The sequence below is a fragment of the Rhodospirillales bacterium genome (assembly GCA_016872535.1).
Lineage (GTDB): Bacteria > Pseudomonadota > Alphaproteobacteria > Rhodospirillales > 2-12-FULL-67-15 > 2-12-FULL-67-15.
In genome coordinates this window covers 19,238-46,150 of the sequence record VGZQ01000015.1, presented here as the reverse complement: position 1 = coordinate 46,150, position 26,913 = coordinate 19,238, and the positions used below count along the sequence as shown (strand labels likewise).

At 69.4% G+C, this 26,913-nt stretch carries 32 protein-coding genes and 2 tRNA genes; 20 read left to right on the top strand and 14 right to left on the bottom strand.

Annotated elements, in window-relative coordinates; translation table 11 throughout:
* The 4 genes from FJ311_04770 to tsaE form a co-directional block, all read right to left on the bottom strand.
* Window positions 1-1,432: double-strand break repair protein AddB (locus FJ311_04770; protein MBM3950748.1), on the bottom strand; the 1,432-nt coding region annotated here is incomplete at its 3' end.
* A complete protein-coding gene (locus FJ311_04765) occupies window positions 1,429-2,163 on the bottom strand; it encodes a nucleotidyltransferase family protein (protein MBM3950747.1) in 735 nt (244 codons plus the stop codon). The genes FJ311_04765 and FJ311_04770, both read right to left, overlap by 4 nt.
* The gene (locus FJ311_04760) at window positions 2,160-3,203 is read right to left on the bottom strand and encodes an aminoglycoside phosphotransferase (protein ID MBM3950746.1); all 1,044 of its coding nucleotides are present in this window, start codon (window positions 3,201-3,203) and stop codon (window positions 2,160-2,162) included. Before FJ311_04760 ends, FJ311_04765 begins: the two co-directional genes overlap by 4 nt.
* Window positions 3,193-3,762 (bottom strand): tRNA (adenosine(37)-N6)-threonylcarbamoyltransferase complex ATPase subunit type 1 TsaE, encoded by a 570-nt coding sequence (gene tsaE / locus FJ311_04755; protein MBM3950745.1) that lies wholly within the window; start codon window positions 3,760-3,762, stop codon window positions 3,193-3,195. Before tsaE ends, FJ311_04760 begins: the two co-directional genes overlap by 11 nt.
* A 114-nt stretch (window positions 3,763-3,876) precedes the next feature.
* Between tsaE and FJ311_04750 the strand changes: the two genes are divergently transcribed.
* Together FJ311_04750 and FJ311_04745 are read left to right on the top strand one after the other, a co-directional pair.
* Window positions 3,877-4,932, top strand: a complete 1,056-nt coding sequence (locus tag FJ311_04750; protein MBM3950744.1) for an NAD(P)/FAD-dependent oxidoreductase — start codon at window positions 3,877-3,879, stop codon at window positions 4,930-4,932.
* Window positions 4,929-5,612, top strand: coding sequence for a c-type cytochrome (locus tag FJ311_04745; protein ID MBM3950743.1), 684 nt, complete (start codon window positions 4,929-4,931; stop codon window positions 5,610-5,612). Before FJ311_04750 ends, FJ311_04745 begins: the two co-directional genes overlap by 4 nt.
* Before the next feature lie 24 nt (window positions 5,613-5,636).
* Here the strand turns inward: FJ311_04745 and FJ311_04740 are convergent, their stop codons facing one another.
* Window positions 5,637-6,290, bottom strand: a complete 654-nt coding sequence (locus FJ311_04740; GenBank protein MBM3950742.1) for an exopolysaccharide biosynthesis protein — start codon at window positions 6,288-6,290, stop codon at window positions 5,637-5,639.
* Entirely contained in the window at window positions 6,268-6,942 is a 675-nt protein-coding gene (locus tag FJ311_04735) for a glutathione S-transferase family protein (protein ID MBM3950741.1), read from the bottom strand. The genes FJ311_04740 and FJ311_04735 overlap by 23 nt, the downstream gene beginning before the upstream one ends.
* Before the next feature lie 187 nt (window positions 6,943-7,129).
* On the opposite strand from FJ311_04735, the gene FJ311_04730 reads away from it, so the two are divergent.
* Window positions 7,130-8,563: a leucyl aminopeptidase family protein gene (locus FJ311_04730; GenBank protein ID MBM3950740.1), complete on the top strand. Its 1,434-nt coding sequence runs from the start codon at window positions 7,130-7,132 to the stop codon at window positions 8,561-8,563.
* Between the two features lie 134 nt (window positions 8,564-8,697).
* Window positions 8,698-9,045 (top strand): MarR family transcriptional regulator, encoded by a 348-nt coding sequence (locus tag FJ311_04725; protein ID MBM3950739.1) that lies wholly within the window; start codon window positions 8,698-8,700, stop codon window positions 9,043-9,045.
* A 278-nt stretch (window positions 9,046-9,323) separates the two neighbouring features.
* Here FJ311_04725 and FJ311_04720 read toward each other — a convergent pair whose 3' ends face one another.
* On the bottom strand, window positions 9,324-10,337 hold the full coding sequence (locus FJ311_04720; GenBank protein MBM3950738.1) for a complex I NDUFA9 subunit family protein: 1,014 nt from the start codon (window positions 10,335-10,337) through the stop codon (window positions 9,324-9,326).
* A gap of 240 nt (window positions 10,338-10,577) precedes the next feature.
* Here FJ311_04720 and FJ311_04715 point away from each other — a divergent pair.
* The 9 genes from FJ311_04715 (at window position 10,578) to ptsN (ending at window position 17,910) form a co-directional block, all read left to right on the top strand.
* Window positions 10,578-10,664, top strand: a tRNA-Leu gene (locus FJ311_04715).
* 62 nt (window positions 10,665-10,726) lie between these two features.
* On the top strand, window positions 10,727-11,335 hold the full coding sequence (locus tag FJ311_04710) for a ribonuclease D (GenBank protein MBM3950737.1): 609 nt from the start codon (window positions 10,727-10,729) through the stop codon (window positions 11,333-11,335).
* Between the two features lie 237 nt (window positions 11,336-11,572).
* Entirely contained in the window at window positions 11,573-12,568 is a 996-nt protein-coding gene (locus FJ311_04705) for a KpsF/GutQ family sugar-phosphate isomerase (GenBank protein ID MBM3950736.1), read from the top strand.
* A gap of 26 nt (window positions 12,569-12,594) precedes the next feature.
* Entirely contained in the window at window positions 12,595-13,281 is a 687-nt protein-coding gene (locus tag FJ311_04700; GenBank protein ID MBM3950735.1) for a hypothetical protein, read from the top strand.
* Window positions 13,278-14,141, top strand: coding sequence for a hypothetical protein (locus FJ311_04695; protein MBM3950734.1), 864 nt, complete (start codon window positions 13,278-13,280; stop codon window positions 14,139-14,141). The genes FJ311_04700 and FJ311_04695 overlap by 4 nt, the downstream gene beginning before the upstream one ends.
* 24 nt (window positions 14,142-14,165) lie before the next feature.
* Complete coding sequence (gene lptB, locus FJ311_04690; GenBank protein ID MBM3950733.1) at window positions 14,166-14,963, top strand: LPS export ABC transporter ATP-binding protein; 798 nt, start codon at window positions 14,166-14,168, stop codon at window positions 14,961-14,963.
* Window positions 14,964-15,018: 55 nt separating this feature from the next.
* The gene (gene rpoN, locus FJ311_04685; GenBank protein MBM3950732.1) at window positions 15,019-16,569 is read left to right on the top strand and encodes an RNA polymerase factor sigma-54; all 1,551 of its coding nucleotides are present in this window, start codon (window positions 15,019-15,021) and stop codon (window positions 16,567-16,569) included.
* Between the two features lie 260 nt (window positions 16,570-16,829).
* Window positions 16,830-17,408 (top strand): ribosome-associated translation inhibitor RaiA, encoded by a 579-nt coding sequence (gene raiA, locus FJ311_04680; protein ID MBM3950731.1) that lies wholly within the window; start codon window positions 16,830-16,832, stop codon window positions 17,406-17,408.
* Between the two features lie 37 nt (window positions 17,409-17,445).
* Window positions 17,446-17,910: a PTS IIA-like nitrogen regulatory protein PtsN gene (ptsN, locus tag FJ311_04675; protein ID MBM3950730.1), complete on the top strand. Its 465-nt coding sequence runs from the start codon at window positions 17,446-17,448 to the stop codon at window positions 17,908-17,910.
* A 15-nt stretch (window positions 17,911-17,925) separates the two neighbouring features.
* Here the strand turns inward: ptsN and FJ311_04670 are convergent, their stop codons facing one another.
* From FJ311_04670 to FJ311_04645, 6 genes are all read right to left on the bottom strand, one after another.
* Window positions 17,926-18,165 (bottom strand): DUF1150 family protein, encoded by a 240-nt coding sequence (locus FJ311_04670; protein ID MBM3950729.1) that lies wholly within the window; start codon window positions 18,163-18,165, stop codon window positions 17,926-17,928.
* 36 nt (window positions 18,166-18,201) lie between these two features.
* Window positions 18,202-18,675, bottom strand: a complete 474-nt coding sequence (locus FJ311_04665) for an Hsp20 family protein (GenBank protein MBM3950728.1) — start codon at window positions 18,673-18,675, stop codon at window positions 18,202-18,204.
* Window positions 18,676-18,923: 248 nt separating this feature from the next.
* Window positions 18,924-19,256, bottom strand: coding sequence for a HigA family addiction module antidote protein (locus FJ311_04660; protein ID MBM3950727.1), 333 nt, complete (start codon window positions 19,254-19,256; stop codon window positions 18,924-18,926).
* Between the two features lie 11 nt (window positions 19,257-19,267).
* On the bottom strand, window positions 19,268-19,543 hold the full coding sequence (locus FJ311_04655) for a plasmid maintenance system killer (GenBank protein ID MBM3950726.1): 276 nt from the start codon (window positions 19,541-19,543) through the stop codon (window positions 19,268-19,270).
* A gap of 100 nt (window positions 19,544-19,643) precedes the next feature.
* Window positions 19,644-19,719 (bottom strand) — tRNA-Ala (locus FJ311_04650).
* 36 nt (window positions 19,720-19,755) lie between these two features.
* Window positions 19,756-20,115 (bottom strand): TIGR02300 family protein, encoded by a 360-nt coding sequence (locus FJ311_04645; protein ID MBM3950725.1) that lies wholly within the window; start codon window positions 20,113-20,115, stop codon window positions 19,756-19,758.
* Window positions 20,116-20,354: 239 nt separating this feature from the next.
* Here FJ311_04645 and aroA point away from each other — a divergent pair, with 239 nt between their 5' ends.
* The 7 genes from aroA to FJ311_04610 are packed head-to-tail and all read left to right on the top strand — an operon-like array spanning window position 20,355 to window position 26,354.
* Window positions 20,355-21,692, top strand: coding sequence for a 3-phosphoshikimate 1-carboxyvinyltransferase (gene aroA / locus FJ311_04640; protein ID MBM3950724.1), 1,338 nt, complete (start codon window positions 20,355-20,357; stop codon window positions 21,690-21,692).
* A complete protein-coding gene (locus FJ311_04635) occupies window positions 21,689-22,327 on the top strand; it encodes a (d)CMP kinase (GenBank protein MBM3950723.1) in 639 nt (212 codons plus the stop codon). Before aroA ends, FJ311_04635 begins: the two co-directional genes overlap by 4 nt.
* A 49-nt stretch (window positions 22,328-22,376) precedes the next feature.
* Complete coding sequence (locus tag FJ311_04630) at window positions 22,377-24,215, top strand: 30S ribosomal protein S1 (GenBank protein MBM3950722.1); 1,839 nt, start codon at window positions 22,377-22,379, stop codon at window positions 24,213-24,215.
* 14 nt (window positions 24,216-24,229) lie between these two features.
* Window positions 24,230-25,144 carry a signal peptide peptidase SppA gene (sppA, locus tag FJ311_04625; GenBank protein MBM3950721.1) on the top strand — a complete coding sequence of 305 codons (915 nt, stop codon included), beginning with the start codon at window positions 24,230-24,232 and terminating at the stop codon, window positions 25,142-25,144.
* Between the two features lie 23 nt (window positions 25,145-25,167).
* Window positions 25,168-25,452 carry an integration host factor subunit beta gene (gene ihfB, locus FJ311_04620; GenBank protein MBM3950720.1) on the top strand — a complete coding sequence of 95 codons (285 nt, stop codon included), beginning with the start codon at window positions 25,168-25,170 and terminating at the stop codon, window positions 25,450-25,452.
* 16 nt (window positions 25,453-25,468) lie between these two features.
* Window positions 25,469-25,768 (top strand): DUF1049 domain-containing protein, encoded by a 300-nt coding sequence (locus FJ311_04615; protein ID MBM3950719.1) that lies wholly within the window; start codon window positions 25,469-25,471, stop codon window positions 25,766-25,768.
* Between the two features lie 52 nt (window positions 25,769-25,820).
* Entirely contained in the window at window positions 25,821-26,354 is a 534-nt protein-coding gene (locus FJ311_04610; GenBank protein ID MBM3950718.1) for an acyloxyacyl hydrolase, read from the top strand.
* 23 nt (window positions 26,355-26,377) lie between these two features.
* On the opposite strand, the gene FJ311_04605 is transcribed toward FJ311_04610, so the two are convergent.
* Entirely contained in the window at window positions 26,378-26,896 is a 519-nt protein-coding gene (locus FJ311_04605) for a DUF992 domain-containing protein (GenBank protein MBM3950717.1), read from the bottom strand.
* Window positions 26,897-26,913 lie beyond the last annotated feature (17 nt).

Sequence of the window (26,913 nt, the reverse complement as noted above, 5' to 3'; positions counted from 1 at the left end):
GCAAGGCTTCGCGCATCACCAGCGCGATCACGCCCGCTTCCTCGTGCGGGGTCGGGCAATCGATCCGCGTCACGCCGGCGAGGCCCGCCGCCGGGCGCGGGCCGCGCAGCGCGAACGTTTCGAGCGCGCGCACGCGGGCGCGGAATTCGGGCGGCGCGAACCCGCACGCGGCGAGCGGGTGCTTGAGCAGCGCCAGCAGCGCGACCGGCGCGAACGATTCGGCCGCCGCGCGCGCGAGCAGGCGGAGGAACACGCCGGGCGGGGTCTGGTCGAGCGGCACGCCGGCGGAATCGTCGACGGCGACGCCGAAGCGCCCGAGTTCGGCCGCCACCCGCCGCGCCAGCGCGCGGTCGGGCGTGACCAGCGCGCAGGTGCGTTCCGGCTTCTGCAAGGCTTCGCGCATCACCAGCGCGATCACGCCCGCTTCCTCGTGCGGGGTCGGGCAATCGATCCGCGTCACGCCGTCGAGGGCGCTGGCGTGGACCGGGCGGACCGGCGGGCCGGCGGCGGCCGGGCGCAGCGCCTCGGCCGCGAGCCGCGCGCGGTGCGGCGGCACGCGCGCGATACCGGGCGCGTCCCAGTCGCGCACATGGGCGCGTTCGATACCGAGGCGCCGCAACAGCCGCGCCATGCCGAATTGCGGGTGTGTCGGCTCCAACGCGGCCCACGCCGCGTCGTCCAATTCCCGGTCCAGTCCCGGCAGCACCACCAACCCGCGCGCTAGCCCGAGGATCGTTTCCAGGAGATCGGCGGTCGCCGGCACGCTGCCGGTGGTGCCGGCGGCGACGACGAGGCCGGCGGGCGGCGCCGCGCGCCACAGCGCCGCGCGCGCGGCCAGCAGCCGGTTGCGCCGCTCGGCCGGGCCGAGCTTGCCCTCCTCGGCCAGCGCCTTCGGCCAGGCCTCGGTGACGATGCCGAGAAACTTGAGCGTCTGCTGCCAATGGGCCGCGTATTCCTCCGGCACCAGTTTGCCGAGGCGGGCGAAATCGAGCCGCTCGGTTTCGGCGTGATCGATCAGGCGGACGAGTTCGCGCGCGAGCCCGGCCGCCTGGTCGGCGGCGGCGTGGCGGGTCGGATCGGCGCGCACCAGGCGCGCCAGCAGCAACAGGCGCCTGAGTTCGCCGATGGCGGGCGGAAGATCGGCGCCGACGCCGTCCACGGCCTCGTCTTCCGCCGCGAAGATCAACTCGTCCTCGTCGGCATCGCCGAGCGTGCGGATCGCCGGCAAAACGGTCGGGCGGCCCGCCGTCTGGCGCAGGAACGCCTCGGTCAACGCGCGCGCGCCGCGCCGGGTGGGCAGAAAAACTTGCGCGGCGGCAAGCGCGAGCGGATCGCCGCCCGTCCGCGCCAACAGGCCGGCGGCCAGCGCATCGGCGAACGGCAGGCCCGAGGGGATGGTGAAAACGCCGGAGGGTGCCGGGTCGGCGCTCATCGCCGCCGCTTGGTGCCCGGATAACGCACCCGCAAGAAATCCTCGGCCTCGGCGAGGCCCTCGGCGGTGCCGACGTGGAACCATTCGCCGTCGTGGACGACGCCGTAAAGACGCCCGACGGCGAGCGCGCGATCGTAGAGGACGTTGAGCGAAAACGCGCCCGCGGGGGCGTCCTCGAACAGGCGCGGATGGAGGATCTGCACGCCGGTGAACAGATAGGGCGCGATCTCGCGTTCGGGCCGACGCGCGAGCCGCCCGGCCGGGTCGGTAAGAAAATCGCCGGCGCCGTCGTAGCCGAACGCCGCCGTGGTTTCGAGCAGCAGCAGCAGCGCGTCCATCTCGGATTCGCGCCAATGGTTTTGCAGGCGGGCGAGAGCGTCGTAGGGCCCGTTCAGCCACAGCACGTCGGCGTTGACCACGAAAAAAGCGCCCGCGCCCAGCAACGGCAGCGCGTGGCGCACGCCGCCGCCGGTTTCCAGGCGCCGTTCCTCGCGCGACAGGATGATTTTCGGCGCGGACCGACCCTTGAGGTGTTCCGCGATCATGTCGCCGAGATGGTGCAGGTTGACCACCGCCGTCGTCACGCCCGCGGCCGCGAGCCGGTCGAGCGCGTGGTCGAGCAGCGTCCGGCCGGCGACCGGCACCAGCGGTTTCGGCAAGCGGTCGGTCAACGGCCGGAGCCGCGTGCCGAGCCCGGCGGCGAGCACCATGGCGTTGCAAATCGCGGTCATCGCGGCACCCCCTTGCCCGCCAGCGCGCGCGCGGGAACGACTCGGTTGGCGGGCGGCAGATGTCGCGCGAGCCAATCGCGAACGCCCGCCAGCGCCGGATGATCCAGCCGCCGCTCCAGCAACCGCCACACGCGCGGAATATGAACCAAGTAGTCGGGCTTGCCGTCGCGCGCGAGCAGGCGGGTGAAGATGCCGATCACCTTGGCATGGCGCTGCGCCGCCAGGATCGCGAAATCGTCCAGGAACTTGGCGCGGTCGAGACCGGGAAAAGCGGCGAGGTAGCGCCCGGTCATCGCCGCCGCGAGTTCGGGGTCGATGTCGCGCCGGGCGTCCTCCAAGAGCGACATCAGGTCGTAGGCGCGGGGGCCTTCGAGCGCGTCCTGGAAGTCGAGCAGGCCGCAACGGCCGATTCCCTCACCGCCCACGCGCACCATCAAGTTATCCACGTGGAAGTCGCGAAGCACCAGCGTCGGCGGCAGATCGGAAAGCCCCATGAACGCCGCGCCGAGCCAGGCCCGGACGTAATCGCGCTGCGCCTCGACCGACGGGCGCGCGCCGAGGACCGCCGGATAATACCAGTCGAACAGCAGCATCGCCTCGTCGAGCAATCGTTTATGGTCGTAAGGGGCGAGCCCCTTCGGCACCGCCTGGGCGGGCGCGAGGCCGTGCAACCGGACGAGCACGTCGGTCGCGAGTTGGTAGAGCGCGCGTTCTTCCGCCGGACGCTCGGCCAGCACGCGGGTGAAGGTGGCGTCGCCGAAATCCTCCAGGATCAAGGCGCCGAGTTCGGCGTCCTCGGCCAGCACCTCGGGCGCCGCCAGCCCGAGCGCATGCAGGTGTCGCGCCACGGCGACGAACGGCCGCACGTCTTCCTTCGGCGGCGGCGCGTCCATCAGCATCGCGCGGCGGCCGTCGCGTTCCAGCCGTTCGTAGCGCCGGAAGCTGGCGTCGCCCGCGAGCGGCGAACGGCGCGCGTCGCCCCAACCGTGGCGGGCGAGAAAGGCGCGGAGCCTGTCCTGGCGTTCGCCGTCAGCGGTCACGGTATCCGGCCTCCTTGAGCCGTTTCCGGCCTTCGCCGAAACCTTCGATCTCGACGATTCGCGCGTTGTCGTCCGGCCCGGGCGCGAAGGCGATCTCGATTCGCGAGCGCGGCAGGAGATCGCCGAGCCGCTCGGGCCATTCGACCAAAGAGATGCCGGTCGCGAACGCTTCGTCGAGGCCGAGCTCGACCGCCTCGGCCGGGCTTTCGATGCGATAGAGGTCGATGTGAAACACGGTCGGCGATTGTCCCGGGTCGCCCGGAAAGTCGTAGGTCTGCACCAGGGTGAAGGTCGGGCTCGGCACTTCGGCGACGTCGACTCCCGCCAGCGCGGCGCGGGCGGCGACGAACGCGCGCGCGAACGCGGTCTTGCCGGCGCCGAGCGGGCCCTTCAAGCCGAACACGTCGCCCGCGCGCGCGGCGGCGGCGAGGCGCACGGCCAAGGCCCGCGTCGCCGCCTCGTCGGGCAGATCGAGTCGAATGCTCAAGGGTCTTTTCCCTCCGGCCGGAACGGGGGCTTCGGCCCGCGCGGGGTTGCGCCCTGGCTTTCCCGCCGTCATCTTATTCTTTCTATTGGCACGGCGGGGCCGTTCCCGTCAGCCCCCTTCCCCCGCCCTCGGCGGGGTGCAACTTTCCGGCCCCCAGAGGCCAACAAGAGGCCGATCCGCCGCACCATGGCCGACACCCGCCGCGACACCGATTCGCCCGCCCCGCCCGGCACCGTCGTCGAGACCGACGTCGCCATCGTCGGCGCGGGGCCGGTCGGCCTGTTCGCGGTGTTCGAATGCGGAATGCTGGGGTTGCGCTGCGCCGTGCTCGACGCCCTCGACGCGCCGGGCGGCCAATGCATCGCGCTCTATCCGGAAAAGCCGATCTACGACATTCCCGGCTACCCCGAGATCGCCGCCGGCACGCTGATCGAGAACCTGCTCGCCCAGGCGCGACCGTTTCGCCCCGATTTCCGTCTCGGCAATCCGGTGACGTCGCTCGCCAAGACGGCAAAGGGTTTCCGCCTCGCCACCGCCGGCGGCGGCGCGGTCGAGGCGGGCGCCGTCATCGTCGCCGCCGGGGTCGGGGCCTTCGGCCCCAACCGGCCGCCGCTTGCGAACCTCGCCCGGTTCGAGGCGACGGGCGCGGTGCAATACTTCGTCAAGCGGCGCGACGATTTCGCCGGCAAGCGGATCGTCATCGCCGGCGGCGGCGATTCGGCGGTGGATTGGGCGCTGTCGCTGGCACCGATCGCCCGCGGCGTCGCCGTCGTCCATCGGCGCGACAAGTTCCGCGCCGCGCCGGACAGCGAGCGGCGCCTGCGCGCGCTCGCCGCCGACGGCAAGATCGAGCTGGTGGTGCCGTATCAACTGGAGGCACTCGAAGGTTCCGGCGGCAACCTCGACGCGGTGATCGTCAAGAGCCTCGACGGCCAAACGCGCCGGTTGCCCGCCGACGCGTTGCTGCCGTTCTTCGGCCTCGCCCAGGATTTGGGGCCGATCGCCGGTTTCGGTCTCGACGTCGAGCGGAACCTGATAAAGGTCGATCCCGCCACCTGCGCGACCAACATCGCGGGCATATTCGCCGTCGGCGACATCGCCGCCTATCCCGGCAAGCTGAAGCTTATTCTTTCGGGTTTCGCCGAGGCGGCGCTCGCCGCCCACGCCGCGCGGGCCCATTTGCGGCCGGGCGAGGCGTTCCATTTCGAGTACTCCACCACGCGCGGAGTGCCCAAGCCGTGAAATCGGCCGTTCTGGCGGCGATCCTGACGGTCGTCGCGGCGGGCGCGGGCGAAGCCGCCGACGAGCGATCGCGTCTTCCGCTGCCGGTGCGCCCGTGCGCCGTCTGCCACGGCAACGACGGCATATCCACTCTGCCCGGAATTCCCAATCTCGCCGGCCAAAAAGCCGATTACCTGGTCAAGCAAATCACCCATTTGCACCTGAGCGCGAGCGCCCTGCTCGGCCTCGGCACCTGGAAAGAAGAAGGTCCGCGCGAGGGCCATCACGCGTTGTGGACCGACCATCGCGAAAACCGGACCATGGCCCGGCAGACGGCCATGCTCACGGAATCCGATATACGGGCGATCGCCGAATATTTCGCCGCCAAGCCGCGCATGTGCCCGCCACCCGGCATGGATCGCGGCGCGCGGACCGCCATTGTCGAACGCTGCGCCGTCTGCCACGGCGAGGACGGCACCGGCTCGACGCCGCATGTTCCCAATCTCGCCGGACAGCATCGGCTGTACCTCGCCGACCAGATCAAAAAGATGCGCTCGGCCGAGCGCGGCGAGGTGTTCATCGGCGCCGACGTCGCGCGTTCGGCCGGGATCATGGGGACCCAGGCGCTGCTGGTGCCCGAAGACCAGATCGCCGTGCTCGCCCATTGGTTCGCGAACAGCCCGTGCGCGAACAATAAATAACCGGGATCCGCCGGCGCCCGGCGGTCATCCGGCGACTTTTCCGAACATGAACATGCCGGCCGCGAACAGCACGCCGTAGATGGCGACGAAAATCGCGATCGCCGCGAACACGGCGATCCAGCCGAGGATGGCGAACACGCCGTCCCGTTCGATCAGCGCCACCGCGAACAGGGAGACGGCGAGCGCGGGCGGCTGGTTGGCGCCCGGAATCGGCAGCGCCAGCAGCGTCGCCATGAACGTCGCCGCCGCGCCGATCGCGCGTTCGGCCCTCGGTCCGGTCAAGGAGGGCATGCGCGGGTGAACCGCGCGCTCGATCCGGATCAGCCACGGATCGGCCCGTTCGAGCGCGCGGACCAGGGCCTCGCGGCGCACCGTCCGGCGCGCCAGCGCGTCGGGCAGCAGCGGGCGGGCGTAGCCGAGCATCAGTTGCGCGCAGATGATCACCATCGGCAATCCGAACACCGACGACACGCCGGGAATCGCCGACAGCGGCGTCGCCATCGGCAGCGCCAGGATCAGCAGCAGCGCGCCGAACGCGCGCTCGCCGAGGAAGGCGAGAATGTCGCCGAGCACGATGTCGTCCTCGCGGTGGCGCGCGAGCAGTTCGGCGAGCATCTCGCGGATCGAGCGCCGGCCGTCGTAGGGAACGGCGGCGTCAGGCGGCGAGGAGGACGTCATAGCGGGGGATCGGCGGTTCGCTGCGCGCGGCGTCCAGCCATTCCCGGACCGCGGGCCACGCCCACACCGCGTCGCCGTATTCCCGGGCCGACGGCGGCAACGGCACCTGGTAGGTGCGGAAGCGCCCGACCACCGGCGCGTACATGGCGTCGGCGATCGTGAAGTCGCCGAACAGGAACGGCCCGCCGCGGCCGTGGCGGCGGCGGCAGTCGTCCCACAAGGCGACGATGCGCTCGATGTCGGCCCAGACCTCGGGCGACAGGTTCAACTTATCGCGCGGCCGGGTCGAGCGCCCGCGCAAATTCATCGACAGCGTCGCGCGCAGGGCGCCGAAACCCGCGTGCATTTCGGTCGCGACCGCGCGGGCGCGGGCGCGCGCCGCGCGATCCTCGGGCCACAGCTTGGCTTCGGGAAACAGCTCGGCGAGATACTCGCAGATCGCGAGCGACTCCCAGACCTTGACCTCGCCGTGCACGAGCACCGGCACTTTCCCGGTCGGCGAATAGCTTCCGATCCGGGCGACCTTGTCGGCGTCGTCCAAATGGATCAGGACTTCCTCGAAGGGCGCGCCGGTCCGCTTGAGCGCGAGCCACGGCCGCCACGACCAGGACGAATAGTTCTTGCTGCCGATGACGAGGGTAAGCGCGGTCATGGTTCGCGGGCCGAGTGGCGTAAAGCGCCGAACGTCACAAGCCGTGTTCCAGCCCGACACCCGCGGGCGATACTAACATGCCGGCGCGCTTCCGCGCCAACCGGGGCGGGCCGCTCCCTTTCGCGGCCCGGCGGGCTCGCTTATAAGATTCGGCGGGCCCCTCGGCCTTCAAACCATCGGTATCGCCATGCCCTCATCGCTTCCCCTGTTCCCGGCCTCCCTGCCGTTCGCCGATCGCGCCCGCGGCGCGGTGCCCGTCGTTCGCGTCGCGCCCGAGGCGTTTCCCGGTTGGCTGAAGGGAGCGCCGGCGCGCCTCCGGCGCTGGGCGCGCGCCACCCATTTCCGGGCCGAGGCCGGCGCGGTGTTGCCCGTGCCCGGCCGCGAGGGAGAAATCGCCCGCGTGGCCTTCGTCCAGACCGACGACGCGGGGCCGTGGGATTATGCCCGCCTCCCGGCCAAGCTTTCGCCCGGCGCCTATCGCCTGGAAGGCGACACCCCGCCCGCCGCGGCCGACGCCCTGGCGCTCGGCTGGGCGCTGGCGGCCTACGGCTTCGACCGTTACCGCAGCCCAAAGAAAAAGAATACGTCGGACGGCGCCGTCCTCGTCTGGCCGAAAACCGCCGACCGGGCCGCCGTCGTGCGCGCCGCCGAGGCGACCTACCTGGTGCGCAATCTTGTCAACGTGCCGGCCAACGACATGGGCCCGGGCGATCTGGCCGCCGCCGCGCGCGCGCTCGCCCGCCGCCACGGCGCGCGCGTGACCGAAATCGTCGGCAATGCCCTCCTCAAAAAAGGATATCCGGCCGTGCACGCGGTCGGCCGCGCGGCGGGACCGGGGCGCGCGCCGCGGCTGATCGACCTGAACTGGGGCCGCGCCGGCGCGCCGCGCGTGACGCTGGTCGGCAAGGGAGTCTGCTTCGACACCGGCGGGCTCGACCTCAAGCCGTCGGCCAACATGAAATTGATGAAAAAGGACATGGGCGGCGCCGCACACGCCCTCGGCCTCGCCCACATGGTGATGGCGGCGAAGCTCGACGTGCGGCTCAGGGTGCTGATCCCGGCGGTGGAGAACAGCGTGTCGGGCGACGCCATGCGTCCGCTCGACGTCGTGCGGACGCGCAAGGGCCTGACCGTCGAGATCGGCAACACCGACGCCGAAGGCCGGGTCATATTGGCCGACGCGCTCGCCGAGGCGGCGGACGAGCGCCCGGCCCTGATCGTCGATTTCGCGACCTTGACCGGCGCCGCGCGCGCCGCGCTCGGCCCCGAGTTGCCCGCCCTGTTCTGCAACGACGACGGCGTCGCCGACGCGCTGCTGGCCGCCGGCAAGTCCGCTTTCGATCCGCTGTGGCGGCTGCCGCTGTGGGCGCCCTACGGCAAGATGATCGAGGGCAAGACCGCCGACATCACCAACGCGCCCGACAGCGGGTTCGCGGGCGCGATCACGGCGGCGCTCTTTCTCGAACGGTTCGTCGAATCCTCCGTTCACTGGGTCCACCTCGACATCATGGCGTGGAACGTCGCCGCCAGCCCCGGCCGCCCCGAAGGGGGCGAGGCGATGGGCATGCGCGCTCTTTTCGCCCTGCTCGCGGACCGTTACGGACGCGCGCGCAAATCGTAATTCATATTGAACGTTTCCGCGCGAGGACGTTCCGGAAATTCTGTTGCGGAGTCAGGCATTTCCCGATAAAAAGTTTTGAAGGCGGAACGATTTTGCGGCGCCCTGATCGCCGCGCGGACGGCCGGGGAAATCGAATGGCGGTTCAGCTCGACGAGATCCAGGCGCTCGACATCTGGCGGCGCGCGCTCAGCGCCAGCGTTCGCCTCGAGGCGCCCGACCTGTCCGCGCGCCAGATGTCCATCCTGCTGACGGTGTACCTGACGCCGCCGCCGCACACGGTGCGCGGGCTCGCCAACCTGCTCGGCATTTCCAAGCCCGCGGTCACGCGCGCGATCGACCGGCTGACCGAAATCGAATTCGTCCGCCGCAAGATCGACGAACAGGACCGGCGCAGCGTGCTGGTGCAACGCACGGTGCGCGGTTCCGTGTTCCTGCGCGAGTTCGGCGAGCTGATCGTCGGCGCCGCGCGCCAGCTGCCTTAGAGCGTAGTTCCATAATATGGAACCGCTGCGCCGGAGGGATTTTGCGTCACGGGCAGGAGCGGGGCGAAGCCCGTAGCGGTGCTTACGGGCAAGCTCCGCGACGAACCCGTGCCGCAAAAGCCCCCGGCCCGCAAGGGGTTGCGCCGTGGCGGGCGCCCGCTTCGTTGCGCCGCTCGACTGATGCTCCGGCATCGCTCTTCGCGGCGCGCCTGGCGGATCGCCGCGCCACGGCGCAACGCAGCCGATTCTATATTATGGAACTACGCTCTAGGGTCCGTCTACGGCGACTTCGTCGCGCGGCGGGACGGCGGCCGGTAGCGGGCGAGGTATCCGGGCACGATCGCCTCGGCCGGCGTCGGCGCGATGCCGAGGTCGGCAAGCCCCGGCGCCGTTCCGCCGGCGACGTTGTCCACCGTCAACAGCCGCACCTGGTCGGGCGTCAGCAACGGCTTCGGCAGCCATTGCAGGATCATGGCTTCGATCTCGGCCAGCCAGTAGGGCATCGGCACCAGCAGCCGGCAGCGACCGGTCGCCGCGAGCACGAGCTCCATGATCTCCTTGAAGCTGTAGACGCGCGGTCCGGCCAACTCGAACGTGCGGCCCCGCGTCTCCGGACGTTTCAAACAGGCGACGACCGCATCCGCCACGTCGCCGACGAACACCGGCTGCATCCTCGGTCCGCCCGCGCCGAAGAAATCGAGCACGAACGGCAACGCCCCTTCGCCGCGGCGCAGGGCGGGAAACGTCGGCGCGCCGATCACCGGCAGCGCCGGCGAAAAGCGCGCCAGCGCGGCGAAGCGGTTGAAAAAATCGTCCTCGGGCCCGAACACCACGCTCGGGCGCAGGATCGCCGCGTCCGGAAACGCGGCGCGCACGCGCGCTTCGCCCTCGGCCTTGCTGCGGGCGTAGGCCGATTCCGACTCGGCGTCGGCGCCGAGGGCGGACACATGCACCAGCCGCGTCACGCCCGCGGCCGCCGCCTCGCGCGCCACGTTGGCCGCGCCTTCGGCATGCACGCGGGCGAAAGTGCGCTGGCCGCGTTCGAACAGGATGCCGACCAGATTGACCGCCGCGCCGGCGCCGGCGAGCGCGCGGCCGACCGACGCGGCGTCGGTCACGTCGGCGCTCCACGGCACCACCTGGCCGACGTCGCCGAGCGGCTTCAATATCGATGCCCGTTCCGGGTCCCGCGCCGCGACGCGCACGATCGCGCCTTCCCGGCACAGGCGCTGAACCACGTGCCGCCCGAGAAAACCCGAACCCCCGAAAACCGTCACCACCTGGCGGCGCATGATCCCAGACCTTCCGGGCGGGGCGCTTCGGAGCCGGTCCGAACGCCAAGCCGAAGGCGGTATTTTGCCACAAGCCTTGCGGATCGGCCATCCCCGCGCCCGCCGCCCGATCCCGGCGCCTCCAAGCGCGCCCCAAGGGGCGATCTCGGTTGACAGCGAGCCCCCCTCGGATTAACGACGTGGGCGCTTGGGGCGCTCGGGACCGCCGACGTACCGATACCCCTTAGGTTTTCGCCCGATGCCCAGGTGGCGGAATTGGTAGACGCGCAGGTTTCAGGTACCTGTGGCCGCGAGGTCGTGGAAGTTCGAGTCTTCTCCTGGGCACCATCGGGGCCGCGCGCATCGGCCCCCGCAGGAACGCAGCGCCGGTGAAATCTCGCAAGCCCGCCATCGAAGTCCATCGCGGCGATTTGCCGAAGGGCCTGTCGTTCGAAGGCGCGATCGCCGTCGACTGCGAGTCCCAGGGGTTGCATCCGCGCCGCGACCGGTTGTGCGTCGTGCAACTGTCGGCGGGGGACGGCACCGCGCATCTCGTCCACTTTCCCGAACCCGAATACGACGCTCCCAACCTGAAAGCGGTGCTCGCCGACAAGCGGATCACCAAGATCTTCCACTTCGCGCGCTTCGACATGGCGATCATGCGCCAGCATCTCGGCGTCATGGCGGTGCCGGCCTACTGCACCAAGATCGCGTCCCGGCTGGTGCGCACGTACACCGACCGGCACGGCCTCAAGGATTTGTGCAAGGAGCTGCTCGGCATCGAACTGAGCAAGGAGCAGCAATCCTCCGACTGGGCGGCGGAAACCCTGAGCCCGGCGCAAGTCCAATACGCGGCGGCCGACGTGCTGCATCTGCACGCCCTGCGGGAAAAGCTGGACGCCATGCTCGGGCGCGAGAACCGCACCCGGATGGCCGACGCGTGCTTCGCCTTCCTGCCGATGCGCGTCGAACTCGACCTCGCCGGGTTCGAGGCCGAGGACTTTTTCGCCCACGTTTGATCGGGCTGCCCCGGGGCGCGGGCGCGGGCGTCCCGACGGTTCGGCAATGGGGCCGGTTCCCGGCTTTTATTGACGAATCATAGGGTTAAAGGCATACTCGCGAACTATTAAGGTCCCGGGTGGCGTAATCAGGCCAAGGCGTTCCGGCTCGGCCCTGGCGTTGCGGCGGCTCCCGGCGAGCCGTTGCCGAAATCCCCCGGCAGGCGCCGAAACCCGCGAACACGGATCCGATCGCATATGGGAACGACCGAAGCCAAGCTCTCCGCCGCGACCGAGGACAACGCCGGCATCGCCACCGCGCGGCGGGTTCTCGCGACCGAAGCGGACGCGCTGCGCGCGCTGGCCGCCAGCCTGGGGTCCAGTTTCGCCGCCGCGCTCGATACTCTCGCCGCCGTCACCGGGCGCGTGATCGTCACCGGCATCGGCAAGAGCGGCCACATCGCGCGCAAGATCGCGGCGACGCTGGCTTCAACCGGAACGCCGGCGCTGTTCGTGCACCCGGCCGAGGCCAGTCACGGCGATCTCGGCATGGTGACGAGCCAGGACGCGGTGCTGGCGCTGTCCAATTCGGGCGAGACCGCCGAACTCGCCGACATCGTCGCCTACGCCAAGCGCTTCGCCATACCGTTGATCGCGATGACGTCGGATCCCGCCAGCGCGCTGGCCCGCGCCGCGACCGTCGCCCTGGTCTACCCGGCCGCCGACGAGGCCTGCCCGATGGGCCTCGCGCCGACCACCTCGACCACCCTGATGCTCGCGCTCGGCGACGCGCTCGCGGTCGCGCTGCTGGAAGGCAAGGGCTTTTCCGCCGACGACTTCCGCCAACTCCATCCGGGCGGGAAGCTCGGGCGGCGTTTGCTCCGCGTCGCCGACATCATGCACACCGGCGCCCGCATACCGTTGCTCCCGCCGTCGGCGCCGATGACCGACGCCATCGTCGAAATGACCGGCAAGAGCCTGGGCTGCGTCGGCATCGTCGATTCTTCCGGCCGCTTGAGCGGCATCATCACCGACGGCGACATCCGCCGGCACATCTCGGATGCCGACCTGCTGCGACGCACCGCCGGCGACGTCATGAGCCGCAACGTCAAGACGGTGCGGCCGGACGCGCTCGCGAGCGAAGCGCTGCACATCATGAACGCCAAGGCGATCACCGCGCTGTTCGCGGTCGAAGACGGCCGACCGGTCGGAATCCTGCACATCCACGATTGCCTGCGCGCGGGCGTGGCGTGACCGTGGCATCCGATCGGGTCCGCGCCATGAGTCCCCCCGTTCCGTCGATTCCCCAGGCCATCCGCCCCGGCGGCGGAATCGAGGCCCCCGCCGCCGCCCCGGCGCCCGGCCGGCGCGGGGGGTACAGCCGGTTCGTCGCGATCGCCAAGCTCGTTTTGCCCCTGGTCGCGGTCGCCCTGTTCGCCCTGGTGTGGGCGTGGCCGAACCTGCGCGGCGGCGATTTGCGTTTCCGCCTCGGGTTTTCCGATTTCGTCACCCGCGAAACCGCGGGGCCGAGCATGATCAACCCCCGCTACGTCGGCACCGACAAGAACCAGCAGCCCTACTCCATCACCTCCAACGTCGCCCGCAACTCGCCCGCCGACCGGATGAAGATCGACCTGGAGGTGCCGAAAGGCGACATCGTCCTCAACGACGGAACCTGGCTCATGCTGTCGGCGGATGCCGGCGTTTACGCCCGGACCGCCAAGACCCTCGATCTCACCGGCGGCGTGACCTTGTTTCACGACAGCGGCTACGAAATCCGCACCGACAGCGCCTACGTCGACCTCGACCAGGGCACCGCCGCCGGCGACCAGCCGGTGCACGGGCAAGGCCCGTTCGGCGACCTCCGCGCCGAGGGCTTTATCCTGCTCGACAAGGGCAAGGTCATTCATTTCACCGGCAAATCCAAGCTGACGATCTGGCCGGGGTTCCGGACAAACCCCTCATGATCCGCCACGGCCTCCGCGGGTTCCTTTTGATCCTCGCCGTCGCCGGCGCTTGGTCCGGCGCCGGCGCGCAAACGCTCAACTTCGGCGCCGGCGAATCCGACCAACCGATCGAGATTTTCGCCGACGACGGCATCGAGTGGCAGCAGGAGAATCTGCTCTTTCTCGCCCGCGGCAACGCGCGCGCCGTGCGCGGCGAGGTCACGGTCCACGGCGACGAGCTGCGCGCCTATTACCGCGAGAAGCCCGACGGCGGCAGCGAGATTTTCCGCCTCGACGCCATCGGTAACGTCCGCATCGTTTCCCCCACCCAGGAAGGCACCGCCGCGCAAGCCGTCTACGACGTCGACGGCGCGGTCCTGGTGCTGACCGGATCGACGCCCAGGTTCCGCAGCGGCGACGACATCGTCGTCGCCGAACGGCAGATCGAATACTGGGAGCAGAAGCAAATGGCGGTCGCGCGCGGCAACGCCACCGCCACCCGCGAGGACCGCACGCTGCGCGCCGAGACGCTCGCCGCCTATTTCCGCAAGGACGAAGCCGGCAAGAACAGCGTGTTCCGGGTCGACGCCTTCGATCGGGTCGTGATCCGGACCGCGACCGAAACCGCCAACGGCGATCGCGGCGTCTACAACGTCGAAAGCGGTATCGCCACCCTGACCGGATCGGTTAAAGTCGAGCGCGACAACAACGTTCTGACCGGCTGCCGCACCGAGGTCAATTTGAAGACCAACATCAGCAAGATGTTCGCCTGCCCGACCGACCGCGTGCGCGGCGTGCTGACCCCGACGAAAGGTCCCAAGTCGCAATCTGCCCCGGCGACCGGCAAGGGCGCCACGGCGCCCAAATCGACGAAACCCTGAGAGATCGGAACCGGCATCCGCGTCATGGTCGACCGCCCCTTGCGCCCGCCCCCCTCGCCTCCGCCCCGGCCCCCGGCGTCGCCGCGCCTGGTCGCGGACAACCGGGGCCTGGTCGCGACCAACCTCGGCAAGCGGTTCAAGAAGCGGCCGGTGGTGCGCGGCGTCACCCTCGCGATCCAGCGCGGCGAGGTGGTCGGCCTGCTCGGCCCCAACGGCGCCGGCAAGACCACGTGCTTCTACATGATCACCGGGCTGATCCCGCCCGATTACGGCTCGATCGTTCTCGACGGCGACGACATCACCGATCTGCCCATGTATCGCCGCGCCCGGCTCGGCATCGGCTATCTGCCGCAGGAAGCGTCGATCTTCCGCGGCCTCAACGTCGAGGAAAACATCCGCGCGGTGCTCGAAACGATCGAGCCGATCCGCGACCGGCGCGAGGCCATCCTCGACGCCCTGCTCGCCGAGTTCTCGATCACCCATCTGCGCCGCGCGCCCGCGCTCGCGCTGTCGGGCGGCGAGCGGCGGCGGGTCGAGATCGCCCGCGCGCTGGCGTCCAATCCGCATTTCGTCCTGCTCGACGAACCGTTCGCCGGGATCGATCCGATCGCCGTCGGCGATCTGCGCGACCTGGTCGCGCATCTCAAGGACCGCGGCATCGGCGTCCTCATCACCGACCATAACGTGCGCGACACCCTCGACGTCATCGACCGCGCCTACATCATCCACGACGGCCAGGTGCTGATGGAGGGCGGGCCCCGCGACATCGTCGGCAACGAGGACGTCCGGCGGGTCTATCTCGGCGACCGCTTCTCCCTCTAGCGGGGGCGCGGCGGAACCGCCGGCGACACATGGCCCAGCAACGTAAGACGACGCCATGGCCCTGACACCCCGGCTCGACCAGCGGCAAACCCAGGCGCTGGTGATGACGCCGCAACTGCAGCAGGCGATCAAGCTGCTGCAAATGTCGAACCTCGAACTCGCCGAGTACGTGGCGGCGGAACTGGAACGGAACCCGCTGCTCGAACGCGAAGACGCCGAGCGCGCGGGCGCCGCGGACGCGAACGACCCAACCTTGGGCGAAACGGGCGCGGGCGAGGCGGACGGAACCGGGCCGGAAGCCGGCGATTCCGCCCGCATCGCCACCGACCAGGCCGCGCCCGAAACGGCGGCCCAGGCGCTCGACGTGGATTACGACAACGATTGGGCGAACAACGACGGCGCCGGGGGCGATTCCGCCGGCGCCGATCCGAGCCTGCCGAGCCTGCGCGGGCTCGGCGCGGGCGGCGGCGGCGACCGCGCACCGGTCGAGGATACGCTGACCCGCGATCTCACCTTGCGCGAGCATCTGCTTGCCCAACTCGGCGTCGAGATCGCCGATCCACGGGATCGGCTGATCGGCGTTCATTTGATCGAAGCCCTGGACGACGCCGGTTACTTGACCGGCGATCTCGAATCGATCGCCGAACGTCTCGGCTGCGATATCGCGCGCGTGCAGGCGACGCTGGCCCGGCTGCAGCAGTTCGACCCGGCCGGCGTCTTCGCCCGCGACCTCGCCGAATGCCTGTCGTTGCAGCTGCGCGAAAAAGACCGGCTCGACCCGGCGATGCAGACCCTGCTCGGCCATCTCGACCTGATCGCCCGGCGCGAACTTACCGCCCTGTCGCGATTGTGCGGCGTGGACGCCGAGGACATCGCCGACATGCTCGGCGAAATCCGCTCCCTCAACCCCAAACCGGGACTCGCGTTCGATCCCGCGCCGGCCGAGCCGGTCATCCCCGACGTCCTGATGCGACCGCAGCCGGGCGGGGAATGGATCGTGGAACTCAACCCCGACACGCTGCCGCGCGTCCTGATCAACAACGCCTACCACACGCGCGTCAGCCGCGCCGCGCGCACCAAGGAGGAGCGCCACTACATCGCCGAGCAGCTGCAAAGCGCCGCGTGGCTGGTCAAGTCCCTGCACCAACGCGCGACCACGATCCTGAAGGTCGCGGCCGAAATCGTCCGCCAGCAGGAGGCGTTCTTCGCGCGCGGCGTCGCCCATCTGAGGCCGATGGTGCTGCGCGACATCGCCGCCGCGATCGAAATGCACGAAAGTACGGTCAGCCGGGTCACATCCAACAAATTCATCGCCACGCCGCGCGGCATCTATGAACTCAAGTTTTTCTTCACCACCGCCCTGCCGGCGGCGGGGGGCGGCGAGGCGCATTCCGCCGAAGCGGTGCGCCACCGTATTCGCGCTTTGATCGCGGCCGAGCGCGCCGACGCGATCCTGTCCGACGACCAGATCGTCGATCTCCTCAAGAGGGAGGGAATCGAGGTCGCGCGCCGGACGGTGGCGAAATACCGCGAGGGGCTCGGAATCGCGTCGTCGATCCAGCGCCGGCGCGAAAAAAATTCCGGCTGGCCCGGCCGCCATTCCTGACTCGCCGCCCCGACCGCGCCACGGCTGACCCCGGGGGCCGGACGCGCCCTCTAGATATAGGTCAAGAGGGTTCGGGCCCTCCCGCCGCTATTGACACCGGGACAGGGCCGGACCTACCTTCCCGCCCCTCACGAGGCCCCGGCTCGGAGGAATTGCCCCCAGGGCCGCCGTTTTCGGCCCTCCACCGTTTTCCCCATTGCCACGGCCCGCCAACCGGACCACATCAGTTTCAAGAACACCAAGGGCAAGGCCTCGTCCCCATGGAAGTCCTCATTCACGGCAAGCAAATGGATGTCGGCGACGCCCTGCGCGGCCACGTCGAATCCAACCTGAAATCCCACGTCGCCAAATATTTCGGCCGGGCGATCAACGCGCACGCCACCTTCAGCCGCGCGGCGCACGATTTCCGCGCCGACATCGCGGTCCATCCCCGGCGCGGCCTGGTCGTCCAGGGCAGCGCCGAAGCGGGCGACGCCTACGCCGCGTTCGACGTCGCGCTCGCGCGCATCGACAAGCAGTTGCGCCGCTACAAGCGGCGCCTCAACGACCGCCACAAGGAGGCGGCCGAAAGCGACATTGTGCGGGCCCAGCAGTTCGTGATCGCGCCGGAAAACGCCGAGGCCGAGGTTCCGGCCGAAGAGGCGCCGCCCGTCATCGTGGCGGAAATGCCGCACGACATCGCCACCCTCACGGTCAGCGAAGCGGTCATGCGTCTCGACTTGGCCGACGCGCCGGTGATCATGTTCCGCAGCCGCGCCAACGGCGCCTTCAACGTCGTCTACCGCCGCGCCGACGGCAACATCGGCTGGATCGATCCCAGCGCCGCGGAACGGCGCTGACGGTTCCCCCCACCATCGCCCCGCGCGAGCCATCTTCATGGAAATCGCCGATATCCTGACCCCGGACGCCGTCATTCCGGCCTTGCGCGCCACCAGCAAGAAACAGGCGCTGCAGGAATTGTCGCGCCGGGCGGCGGCGCTGACCGGGTTGGACGAACGGGCGATTTTCGACGTGCTGATGGATCGCGAACGGCTCGGCACCACCGGCGTCGGCAACGGCATCGCCATTCCGCACGGGAAGCTGCCGAGCCTCAATCGCCTGCACGGCCTGTTCGCCCGGCTCGAACGCCCGATCGATTTCCAATCGATCGACGACCAGCCGGTCGACCTGATTTTCCTGCTGCTGGCGCCCGAATCCGCCGGCGCCGATCATCTCAAGGCATTGGCCCGCGTCTCGCGCCTGCTGCGCGACAAATCGGTCTGCGAAAAGCTGCGCGGAACCGAGGAAAGCGAGCCGATCTACGCCCTGCTCACGGAATCGCGCGAAACCCGCGCGGCCTGAGCGTCGCCCTCACGTTTAGTGAACGCTGGCCGGTTCGAGGTCGTTCTGCCGGAGCCCGGCGAACGCCACGTCGCGGCTGCCGGCCAGCCCGAGCGGCTCGCCGTTGGCGGCGTGGATCGCATAGGCGACGCCGGTGTCGGTTTCGATCTTCTTGACGTAGGCGACGGCGTTGACGCCCCAAAGTTCCAGGTCGGCGGCGGTCAACGAAGGAATCGGCGGGGTCGCGGCGTGCGGCTTGTCGTTGCGATGGTTCATGGCGGGTTCTCCCGTGGGTTGACGTTCCGAGGCTCTTCAGCCTTCGGCCTTGACGTCGATGGTTCCGGCGGCGCGCTTGGCGGACGACGCGGCGCCCTTGCCCGTCGAGATCTTTACCGTGCGGACCTCCGGTTCCGGCACGTGCCGCACCAAGTCCACGTGCAGCAATCCGCTCGCGAGCGACGCGCCCGCGACCTCGATTCCTTCGGCCAGCACGAACGCCCGCTGGAATTGCCGCGCGGCGATGCCGCGATGGAGGAATACGCGATCGGAATCGTCGGCGCCCTGGCGGCCGCGAATCACCAACTGGTTGTCCTCGACCGTGACCGCAAGATCGTCCTCGGCAAAGCCGGCGACCGCGAGCGTGATGCGCAGCCCGTTCTCGCCCATCTGCTCGATGTTGTAGGGCGGATAGCCCTCGGCCGACGTCTTGGACGCCCGGTCGAGCAGGCGCTCGAAATGTTCGAAGCCGAGCAAAAGGGGACTGTTGAAGCCCGCAAAGCGCGTCATGGATCGACTCCTCGTTGATGAGCGAGCATCCCGGAAGGCGCGATCCGCGCGCCTCCCGGACCGGAACCCGACCCGCGGCGTTCCGGCCGTGACTCTAATTTGGGCGCGATTAAGGGAGTGTCAACGGCCCGGGGAGCCCGCCGGAACGGGGGAAAGGTGAGCTGGTCCCGCTTGTTTGGACAGGTTGGCGGCGAAGTTAAGGCGTATTCCGGTTGCCGATCGTGCCGCCCAGGTTTTTTCTCGTCCGCCTACGCCGCCGCTTTTTCGGCCCGGCGGGTCGGGATACGGGAAATCTCGGCCTTCATCTTCCTCTCCGCGTGCCAAATATCGTGGGCCGCCTGCATCCGGAGCCACAAACCCGGCCCGTTGCCGCAGAATTTGCCGAGGCGCACCGCCATTTCCGGCGAGACCCCGATCTTTTCCGCCAGCAGCCGGTGCAGCGTCTGCCGGGTGACACCGAGATCGCGCGCAATTTGCGCGACGCTCAAGTCCAGCGCGGGCAGCACGTCCTCGCGCAACAGGGCCGCCGGATGGGTCGGCGGCCGGCGGGGCTCCCGCATCACAGGGTATTCTCGCGCCATTACCGTTCCTCCTAATGATACTGTTCCAAATCGACCCGAAGGGCATCCTCGCCCTCCCACTCGAACGTGATCCGCCACGGCCCGTTGACCGCCATCGCCCACCGGCGTGGCAATCCCTTGAGGGGATGAAGGCGAACCCCCGGAAGGTTCAAGTCTGCCACGGCGCGGGCGCGGTGCAAGGCATCGAGCAGCCGCATGACCCGTTTATGCAGGTCGGGCCGCACCTTCGCCGACGACCCCGCCCCGAACAGTTCCGCGAGGCCCTTGTGCCGAAAGCTCCGGATCATCGGCCCTTATGTAGCACGATATGCGATAGGCGTAAATGGACGTGCGACACTGCGGCGGCTTGAGCCGGGGGCGATCTCTAGCCCCCGCTTACGAGAAAAGTGGTGGAGCCGAGCGGAGTCGAACCGCCGACCTCTTGAATGCCATTCAAGCGCTCTCCCAACTGAGCTACGGCCCCTTCGCGAAAAAACCTCCGGCCTTCATCGGACAGGCGTCAGCGCCCGCCCTCGGTCTCGATGTGGTCCTTGACTTCGGCCACGTCGTCCTCGTCCTCGCCGAGGTCCGAGGTATCCTCGATGACCTCTTCGTCCTCTTCCTCGTCTTCCGCCGTCGCGGCCACTTCGAGAGAAGCGTCGTCGCCTTCGGCGATCAGGGTCGCCTCCGGTTCGACCGCCACCGGCACCGGCTTGACCGGCTCGACCGGGCGCGCGGGCGCCCGGCGAAGTTTGGTCGGCGGCTCGGCGCTGTTTTCGGTGCCGCATTTCGTACAAACGATCTGCGAGCGGTTGAGATCGTAGAAGCGCGCGCCGCACCCCTGACAAATCCGTTTCGTGCCCCATTCCGGCTTGCTCACGCGCGCTTCTCCTCTTTTCCTGCGCCAATCCACCGCCCGACTATCGCGCGCGCCGCGCTTGGCGGGTTGCCGCGCGCCCGGGTTCGGGCGTGGGCAGAGCCTTTGCCATTTTCCCGCCCGGGTGTCAAAACCAAAAAAACGCGCCCCATACCCCCGCGAAACCCGCCCGCGGCCCGGATTTCGAGGCCCTACCGCCGGCCCAGACGGCGTGTTAGGACCATCCCGAAAGCGCCCGCCGCATGACCTCTCCTTCGCCCCTTTTATCCCGTCCCGCCCGTGCGCTGACCGGCGCCGTCGCGGCGCCGGGGGACAAATCCATTTCGCACCGGGCCCTGATGTTCGGGGCGCTGGCGGTCGGCGAAACGCGCATCGACGGCCTGCTCGAAGGCGAGGACGTGGTCGCCACCGCGCGCGCGCTGCGCGCCCTCGGCGCCGGGATCGAGCGCCTGGGCGAAGGGGCCTGGCGGGTCGCCGGCCGGGGCGTCGGCGGCTTGGTCGAACCCGACGACGTGCTCGATCTCGGCAATTCCGGCACCTCGGCCCGGCTGCTGATGGGGATCCTGGCGGCGCACCCGTTCACCGCGACGCTGACCGGCGACGGCTCGCTCCGCCGCCGCCCCATGGGCCGGGTGATGGAACCGTTGAGGCGGATCGGCGCGACGTTCGTATCCCGCGACGGCGGGCGCATGCCGCTCGCGATCACCGGCACCGCCGAACCGGTGCCGATCGAATACGCACTGCCGGTGCCGTCGGCGCAGGTGAAGTCGGCGGTCCTGCTCGCCGGCCTGGCCGCGCCGGGCGCGACCAGCGTCGTCGAAAGCGAACCGACCCGCGATCACAGCGAGCGCATGCTCCGCCATTTCGGCGCCGAGGTGACGGTCGAGGATCTCGGCGACGGACGCCGGCGCGCAAGCGTAGTCGGCCAACCGGAACTGCGCGCCGCGAACGTGCGCGTTCCCGGCGACGTTTCTTCGGCCGCGTTCCCGCTGGCCGCGGCGGCGATCGTGCCCGGCTCGCGCGTGACGGTGACGGGCGTCGGCGTCAATCCGCTGCGCGCCGGCTTGATCGACACCTTGCGCGACATGGGCGCCGACATCGCCCTCGCCAACCCGCGCGAGCAAGGCGGCGAGCCGGTCGCCGATGTCACCTGCGCCCATGCCCCCCTCATGGGCGTCGACGTTCCGCCCGAACGCGCGCCCAGCATGATCGACGAATACCCGATCCTCGCCGTCGCCGCGGCCTGCGCGCGCGGCCGGACGCGCATGAACGGACTTAAAGAGCTGCGGGTCAAGGAGAGCGACCGGCTGGCGGCCATGGCCCGCGGCCTCGCCGCCTGCGGCGTGAAGGTCGAGGAAGGAGATGACTGGCTCGCGGTCGAGGGCGCGGGCGCCCCGCCCGGCGGCCGGACCAGGATCGCGGTCAATCTCGATCACCGCATCGCCATGGCCTTCCTGGTGCTCGGCATGGCCAGCCGCGACGGCGTCGCCATCGACGACGCCCGCCCGATCGAAACCAGCTTTCCGGGGTTCGTCGCCCTCATGAACGGGCTCGGCGCGCGCATCGAGCCCGCGCCATGATCGTCGCCATCGACGGACCGGCCGGGTCGGGCAAGGGCACGCTCGCCAAGCGGCTGGCGGCGCATTTCGGTTTCGCCCACCTGGATACCGGCCTGATCTACCGGGCGGTCGGCCACGCCATGCTGCGCGCGGGGCTCGATCCCGAGGACCAGGCGGCGGCCGAGCGCGCGGCCAAGGCCCTCGACCCGGCCATGTTCGCCGACCCCGCCCTTCGCGGCGACGAGGCGGCCAACGCCGCCTCCAAGGTTTCCGCCATCCCGGCGGTGCGCGCCGCCCTGCTCGAGTTCCAGCGGCGCTTCGCGGCCTCGCCGCCGGGCGGGGCCAAGGGCGCCGTGCTCGACGGCCGCGACGTCGGCACCGTGGTCTGCCCCGACGCCCAAGTGAAATTGTTCCTAACGGCGACCCCCGAAGTGCGGGCCGAACGGCGCGTTAAGGAGTTGCGGGAGAGGGGCCTCGAAGCTATATATGCGCGCGTTTTGCAGGACTTGAACGAGCGCGACGCCCGCGACCGGGCCCGTGCCGTTGCCCCGCTGATCCCGGCCAAGGACGCGTTGGTGCTGGACACCAGTACCCTCGACGCCGACGCCGTGTTCGACTTGGCGCTCCGCCATATCGCCGCGCGCAGACCGGGCTGAGTAACTCCGCGTCCGCGTCAACCCCGTCAAGACCTCCGGAACCAACCGGATGGCCCGAACAACGAACCCGAAGAAAGGATTTGTCCCAGTGCCTCGTCCCCGTTCCGCCGCCACCGCTGTTCCCGCCGCCTCGACCCAGGAATTCGCCGCGCTGCTCGAGGAATCCCTCGCCCAGCGTCCCACCTTCGCCGGCCAGGTGCACAAGGGCACCGTGGTCCGCCTCGAAAACGACTTCGCCGTGATCGACGTCGGCCTCAAGTCCGAAGGCCGCGTGCCCCTCAAGGAATTCGCCGCCGCCGGCCAGGCGCCGGAGATCAAGCCCGGCGACACGGTCGACGTGTTCATCGAACGCTACGAGGACAAGGAAGGCCTGGTCCGGCTCAGCCGCGAGAAGGCCCGGCGCGAGGAAGCGTGGGACGATCTCGAAAAGGCGTTCCAGAAGGGCCAGCGCGTCAACGGCACCATCTTCGGCCGCGTCAAGGGCGGCTTCATCGTCGATCTCGCCGGTGCGGTCGCGTTCCTGCCCGGAAGCCAGGTCGACATCCGCCCGGTGCGCGACATCACGCCGCTGATGGGCGTGCCGCAGCCGTTCCAGATCCTGAAGATGGACGCCGGCCGCAACAACATCGTCGTTTCGCGCCGCGCGGTGCTTGAGGAAACCCGGACCGAAGCGCGCTCGGAGCTGATCTCGCAATTGCGCGAGGGCCAAGTCATGGACGGCGTAGTCAAGAACATCACCGACTACGGCGCGTTCGTCGATCTCGGCGGCGTCGACGGGCTGCTGCACGTCACCGACATCGCCTGGAAACGCATCAACCATCCGTCCGAGGCGCTGCACGTCGGCCAGAACGTCAAGGTCCAGGTCATCCGCTTCAACTCCGAGACGCAGCGCATCTCTCTCGGCATGAAGCAGCTCGAAGCCGACCCGTGGCAGGGCGTCGCCCTCAAGTACCCGAAGAACACCAGGTTCAAGGGCCGCGTCACCAACATCACCGACTACGGCGCGTTCGTCGAACTGGAGCCGGGCGTCGAGGGCCTGGTCCACGTTTCCGAAATGAGCTGGACCAAGAAGAACGTCCATCCGGGCAAGATCGTGTCCACCAGCCAGGAAGTCGAGGTGATGGTGCTCGACGTCGATCCCGACAAGCGCCGCATCAGCCTCGGCCTCAAGCAGTGCCAGGCCAATCCCTGGGACACCTTCCGCGAGAAGTACCCGGTCGGCTCGATCATCGAGGGCGAGGTCAAGAACATCACCGAATTCGGCCTGTTCATCGGCCTCACCAGCGATATCGACGGCATGTGCCATTTGAGCGACATTTCCTGGACGACCCCGGGCGAGAAGGCGATCGCCGAATACCAGAAAGGCCAGATGGTCAAGGCCAAGATCCTGGACGTCGATCCGGTCAAGGAGCGCGTCAGCCTGGGCATCAAGCAAGTCGAGGAAGGCGGCCGCGCCGAGACCGCCGCCAAGTTCAACAAGGGCGACGTGGTGACCTGCACCGTCACCGCCGTCACCGACGGCGGCGTCGAGGTCACCGTCACCGGCGGCCAGCACGGTTTCATCCGCAAGGCCGAATTGTCCCGCGACCGCGCCGAGCAGCGCCCGGCCCGCTTCGCGCCGGGCGAGAAGGTCGACGCCAAGGTGACCCAGGTCGACGCCAAATCGCACCGCCTGACGCTCTCGATCAAGGCGCTCGAAGTCGAGGAAGAAAAGAAAGCGATGGCCGAATACGGCTCGTCCGATTCGGGCGCCTCGCTCGGCGACATTCTCGGCGCGGCGATCCAGAAGGCCAAAGCCGCCAAGTCGGCGAGCGAAGGGGAAGCCGCCGTCGAGGCCAAGCCGAAGAAGGCCAAGAAGGCGAAGAAGAGCGACGATACCGACGCCTGACCCGATGTCGTGACATGACGCTCGACAGCGACGCCTACGTCGACCGCCGCCGCCTCAAGCGCGGGCTCCTGTTCTGGCGGCTGGCGGCGTTGGCCGCCGCGGCGGTGGCGGCGGTGGTCGGGCTGGCGCGCTTCGACGGCCGTTACCTCCTTACCGACTACGTCGCGCGGCTGGAGGTCGACGGCCTGATCCTGCACGACCCGCGCCGCGACGAGATGCTGGCCGACATCGCCGGCGACGACCGGGTCAAGGCCCTGATCGTCCGCATCGACAGCCCCGGCGGCACGTTCGTCGGCAGCGAGGCGCTCCATCGCGCGCTCCGGCGCGTGGCGGAAGCCAAACCGGTGGTCGCGGTCATGGACGGCGTCGCGACCTCGGGCGGCTACATGGCGGCGATCGCGGCCGATCACATCGTCGCCGCGCGCGGCACCATCACCGGTTCGATCGGGGTCATCTTCCAAACCGCCGACGTCACCGGCCTGCTCGACAAGATCGGAATCAAGCCCGAAACCTTCAAGAGCGGGCCGCTCAAGGCCCAACCCAATCCGTTCGAGCCGGTCAGTCCCGCCGCGCGCGAGGCGACCGAGGGTTTCGTGCGCGAACTGCACGGCATGTTCGTCGACATGGTCGCCGAACGCCGCGGCCTGGACCGGCCCCAAGTGGCGGCGATCGCCGACGGGCGCATCTTCTCCGGCCGGCACGCCGTGGACCTGAAGCTGGTCGATTCTATCGGCGACGAGACCGAGGCCCGCGACTGGCTGTCCGAAAGCCGGTCGGTCGCCAGGACCCTCCCGGTCCGCAAGGTCGCCCTCAAGCGCGAGCGGGAGCTTTGGCGCGAGATGTTCGACGAGACGGTCGGAAAAGCTTTGTTTTCTGAAAGACTTAGGCTTGACGGGGCGATTGCCGTTTGGCACCCTTCCCTGCGGTAACGGCCCGGAGGCAAAGTCGCCGAATGACCAAGTCGGAACTGATCGCGCGGCTGGCGCAGGCCCACCCCCATCTCTACCAACGGGACGTGGAGCGGATCGTGTCCACGATCTTCGACGAAGTCACCAACGCGCTCGCGCGCGGGGACCGGGTCGAGTTGCGCGGCTTCGGCGCCTTTTCGGTCAAGCAGCGGGGCGCCCGCACCGGGCGCAACCCCCGGACCGGAACCTCGGTCAAGGTCTCCGAAAAATTCGTTCCCTACTTCAAGACCGGCAAGCAGCTCCGCGACAAGCTGAACGGCCGGGGCTGACCCGCCGGAGTCTCCGGTGGGCAGGCTGCTCGGCTGGCTGATCGGCGTTCCGTTCGCCGCCGCCGCCGCGACCTTCGCCGCCGCCAACCGCACCCCGGTCGCCGCCGATCTTTGGCCGCTGCCGTGGACGGTTGAGGCGCCGCTGTACCTGTTCGTTTTGCTCGCCCTGCTCGTCGGGTTCCTCGCCGGCGCGGGCGTCGCCTGGGCGTCCTCGTTCGCGGCCAAGCGTCGCATCCGCGCCCAGGCCCGCGCCGAAATCGACGCGGCCCGCAAGGACGCCGCGGGGCGCGCCCTCCAGAGCCTTCCAAACCCTTGAATCGCGCCGGTTTTCCCCTATCATGCCGGGATCGGAAGGGGCGGGACGCCACATGACTCCACTCAGAATCCTGGCCGCGGGGCTTGCGTTCGCGGCGCTGGCGTGGACGTCCTCGGTTCCCGCGGCCCGGGCCGACGACCCGGATTTCGTCACCGTCGCCGGCGGCTGGTTCGACATGAACCGCCAAAAGGAGGACGCGGGCGAGTTCCGGCTTGAATACCGCTCCGACAAGAAATTTTGGGTGTTCAAGCCGTTCGCCGGGGCGATGGCCACGACCGACGGCGCGTCTTATTACTACGCCGGCATCCTGATCGACGTGTTTCTCGGCCGGCGGATCGTGGTGACGCCGAGCTTCGCGCCCGGTTATTACGCGCGCGGGTCGGGCTACGACCTCGGCCACGCGGTCGAGTTCCGCTCCCAGCTCGAAGTGGCCTACCGCTTCGACGACCGTTCGCGCCTCGGCGTGTCGTTCGGACACATGTCGAACGCCAGCATCGGCGACAAGAACCCCGGCACCGAATCGCTGATGCTCAATTACTCGGTCCCGCTGTCGTCCATCACCGGCCTGTTCGGCGGCAAGAACTGAACGCGCCGGGCCGGGGCGCGAACTTACTTCCGCTCCGGCTCGATGTAGAGGTAGCCGAGCCCGGCCGCCGCGCCGAGGCCGATGTTGCCTTCGAGCGCGACCGGCTGGAGCGAGAAATTCCTGGCGCCGCCGCCGAGCAGCACCGCCGCCCCGCCGCCGATGCCGACGCTGGCGGAAGCCTTGGCGCCCAGGTACTTGCCGGCGAGCGCGTAGGAGCCGATCTTGTAGTCGGACGTCGCCGCCAGCACGGCGAAGGTGATTTTCTCCATGCCCTTGAGGTTGAGGTCGGCGCCGAGCGCGATGCCGGTCTCGCCGCGATAGCGTTCGCGGCCGTTGACATCGGCGAACTCGCATTTCACGTCCACCGACGACATGATCAGCAGATTGAAGCGCGTGCCCGGCACCGCCTCGCACGCCAGCATGCCGAGACGGACGCCGGGATCGGCGGCGGGCGCGGCGCCGGGCGCGACGGCGAGCGCGAGCAGCGCCAGCGCGGCGACGGATAAGTTGCGAACGATGGTTTTCATGGCGTTTCCTTTCATGCCGTAAACGGGAACAT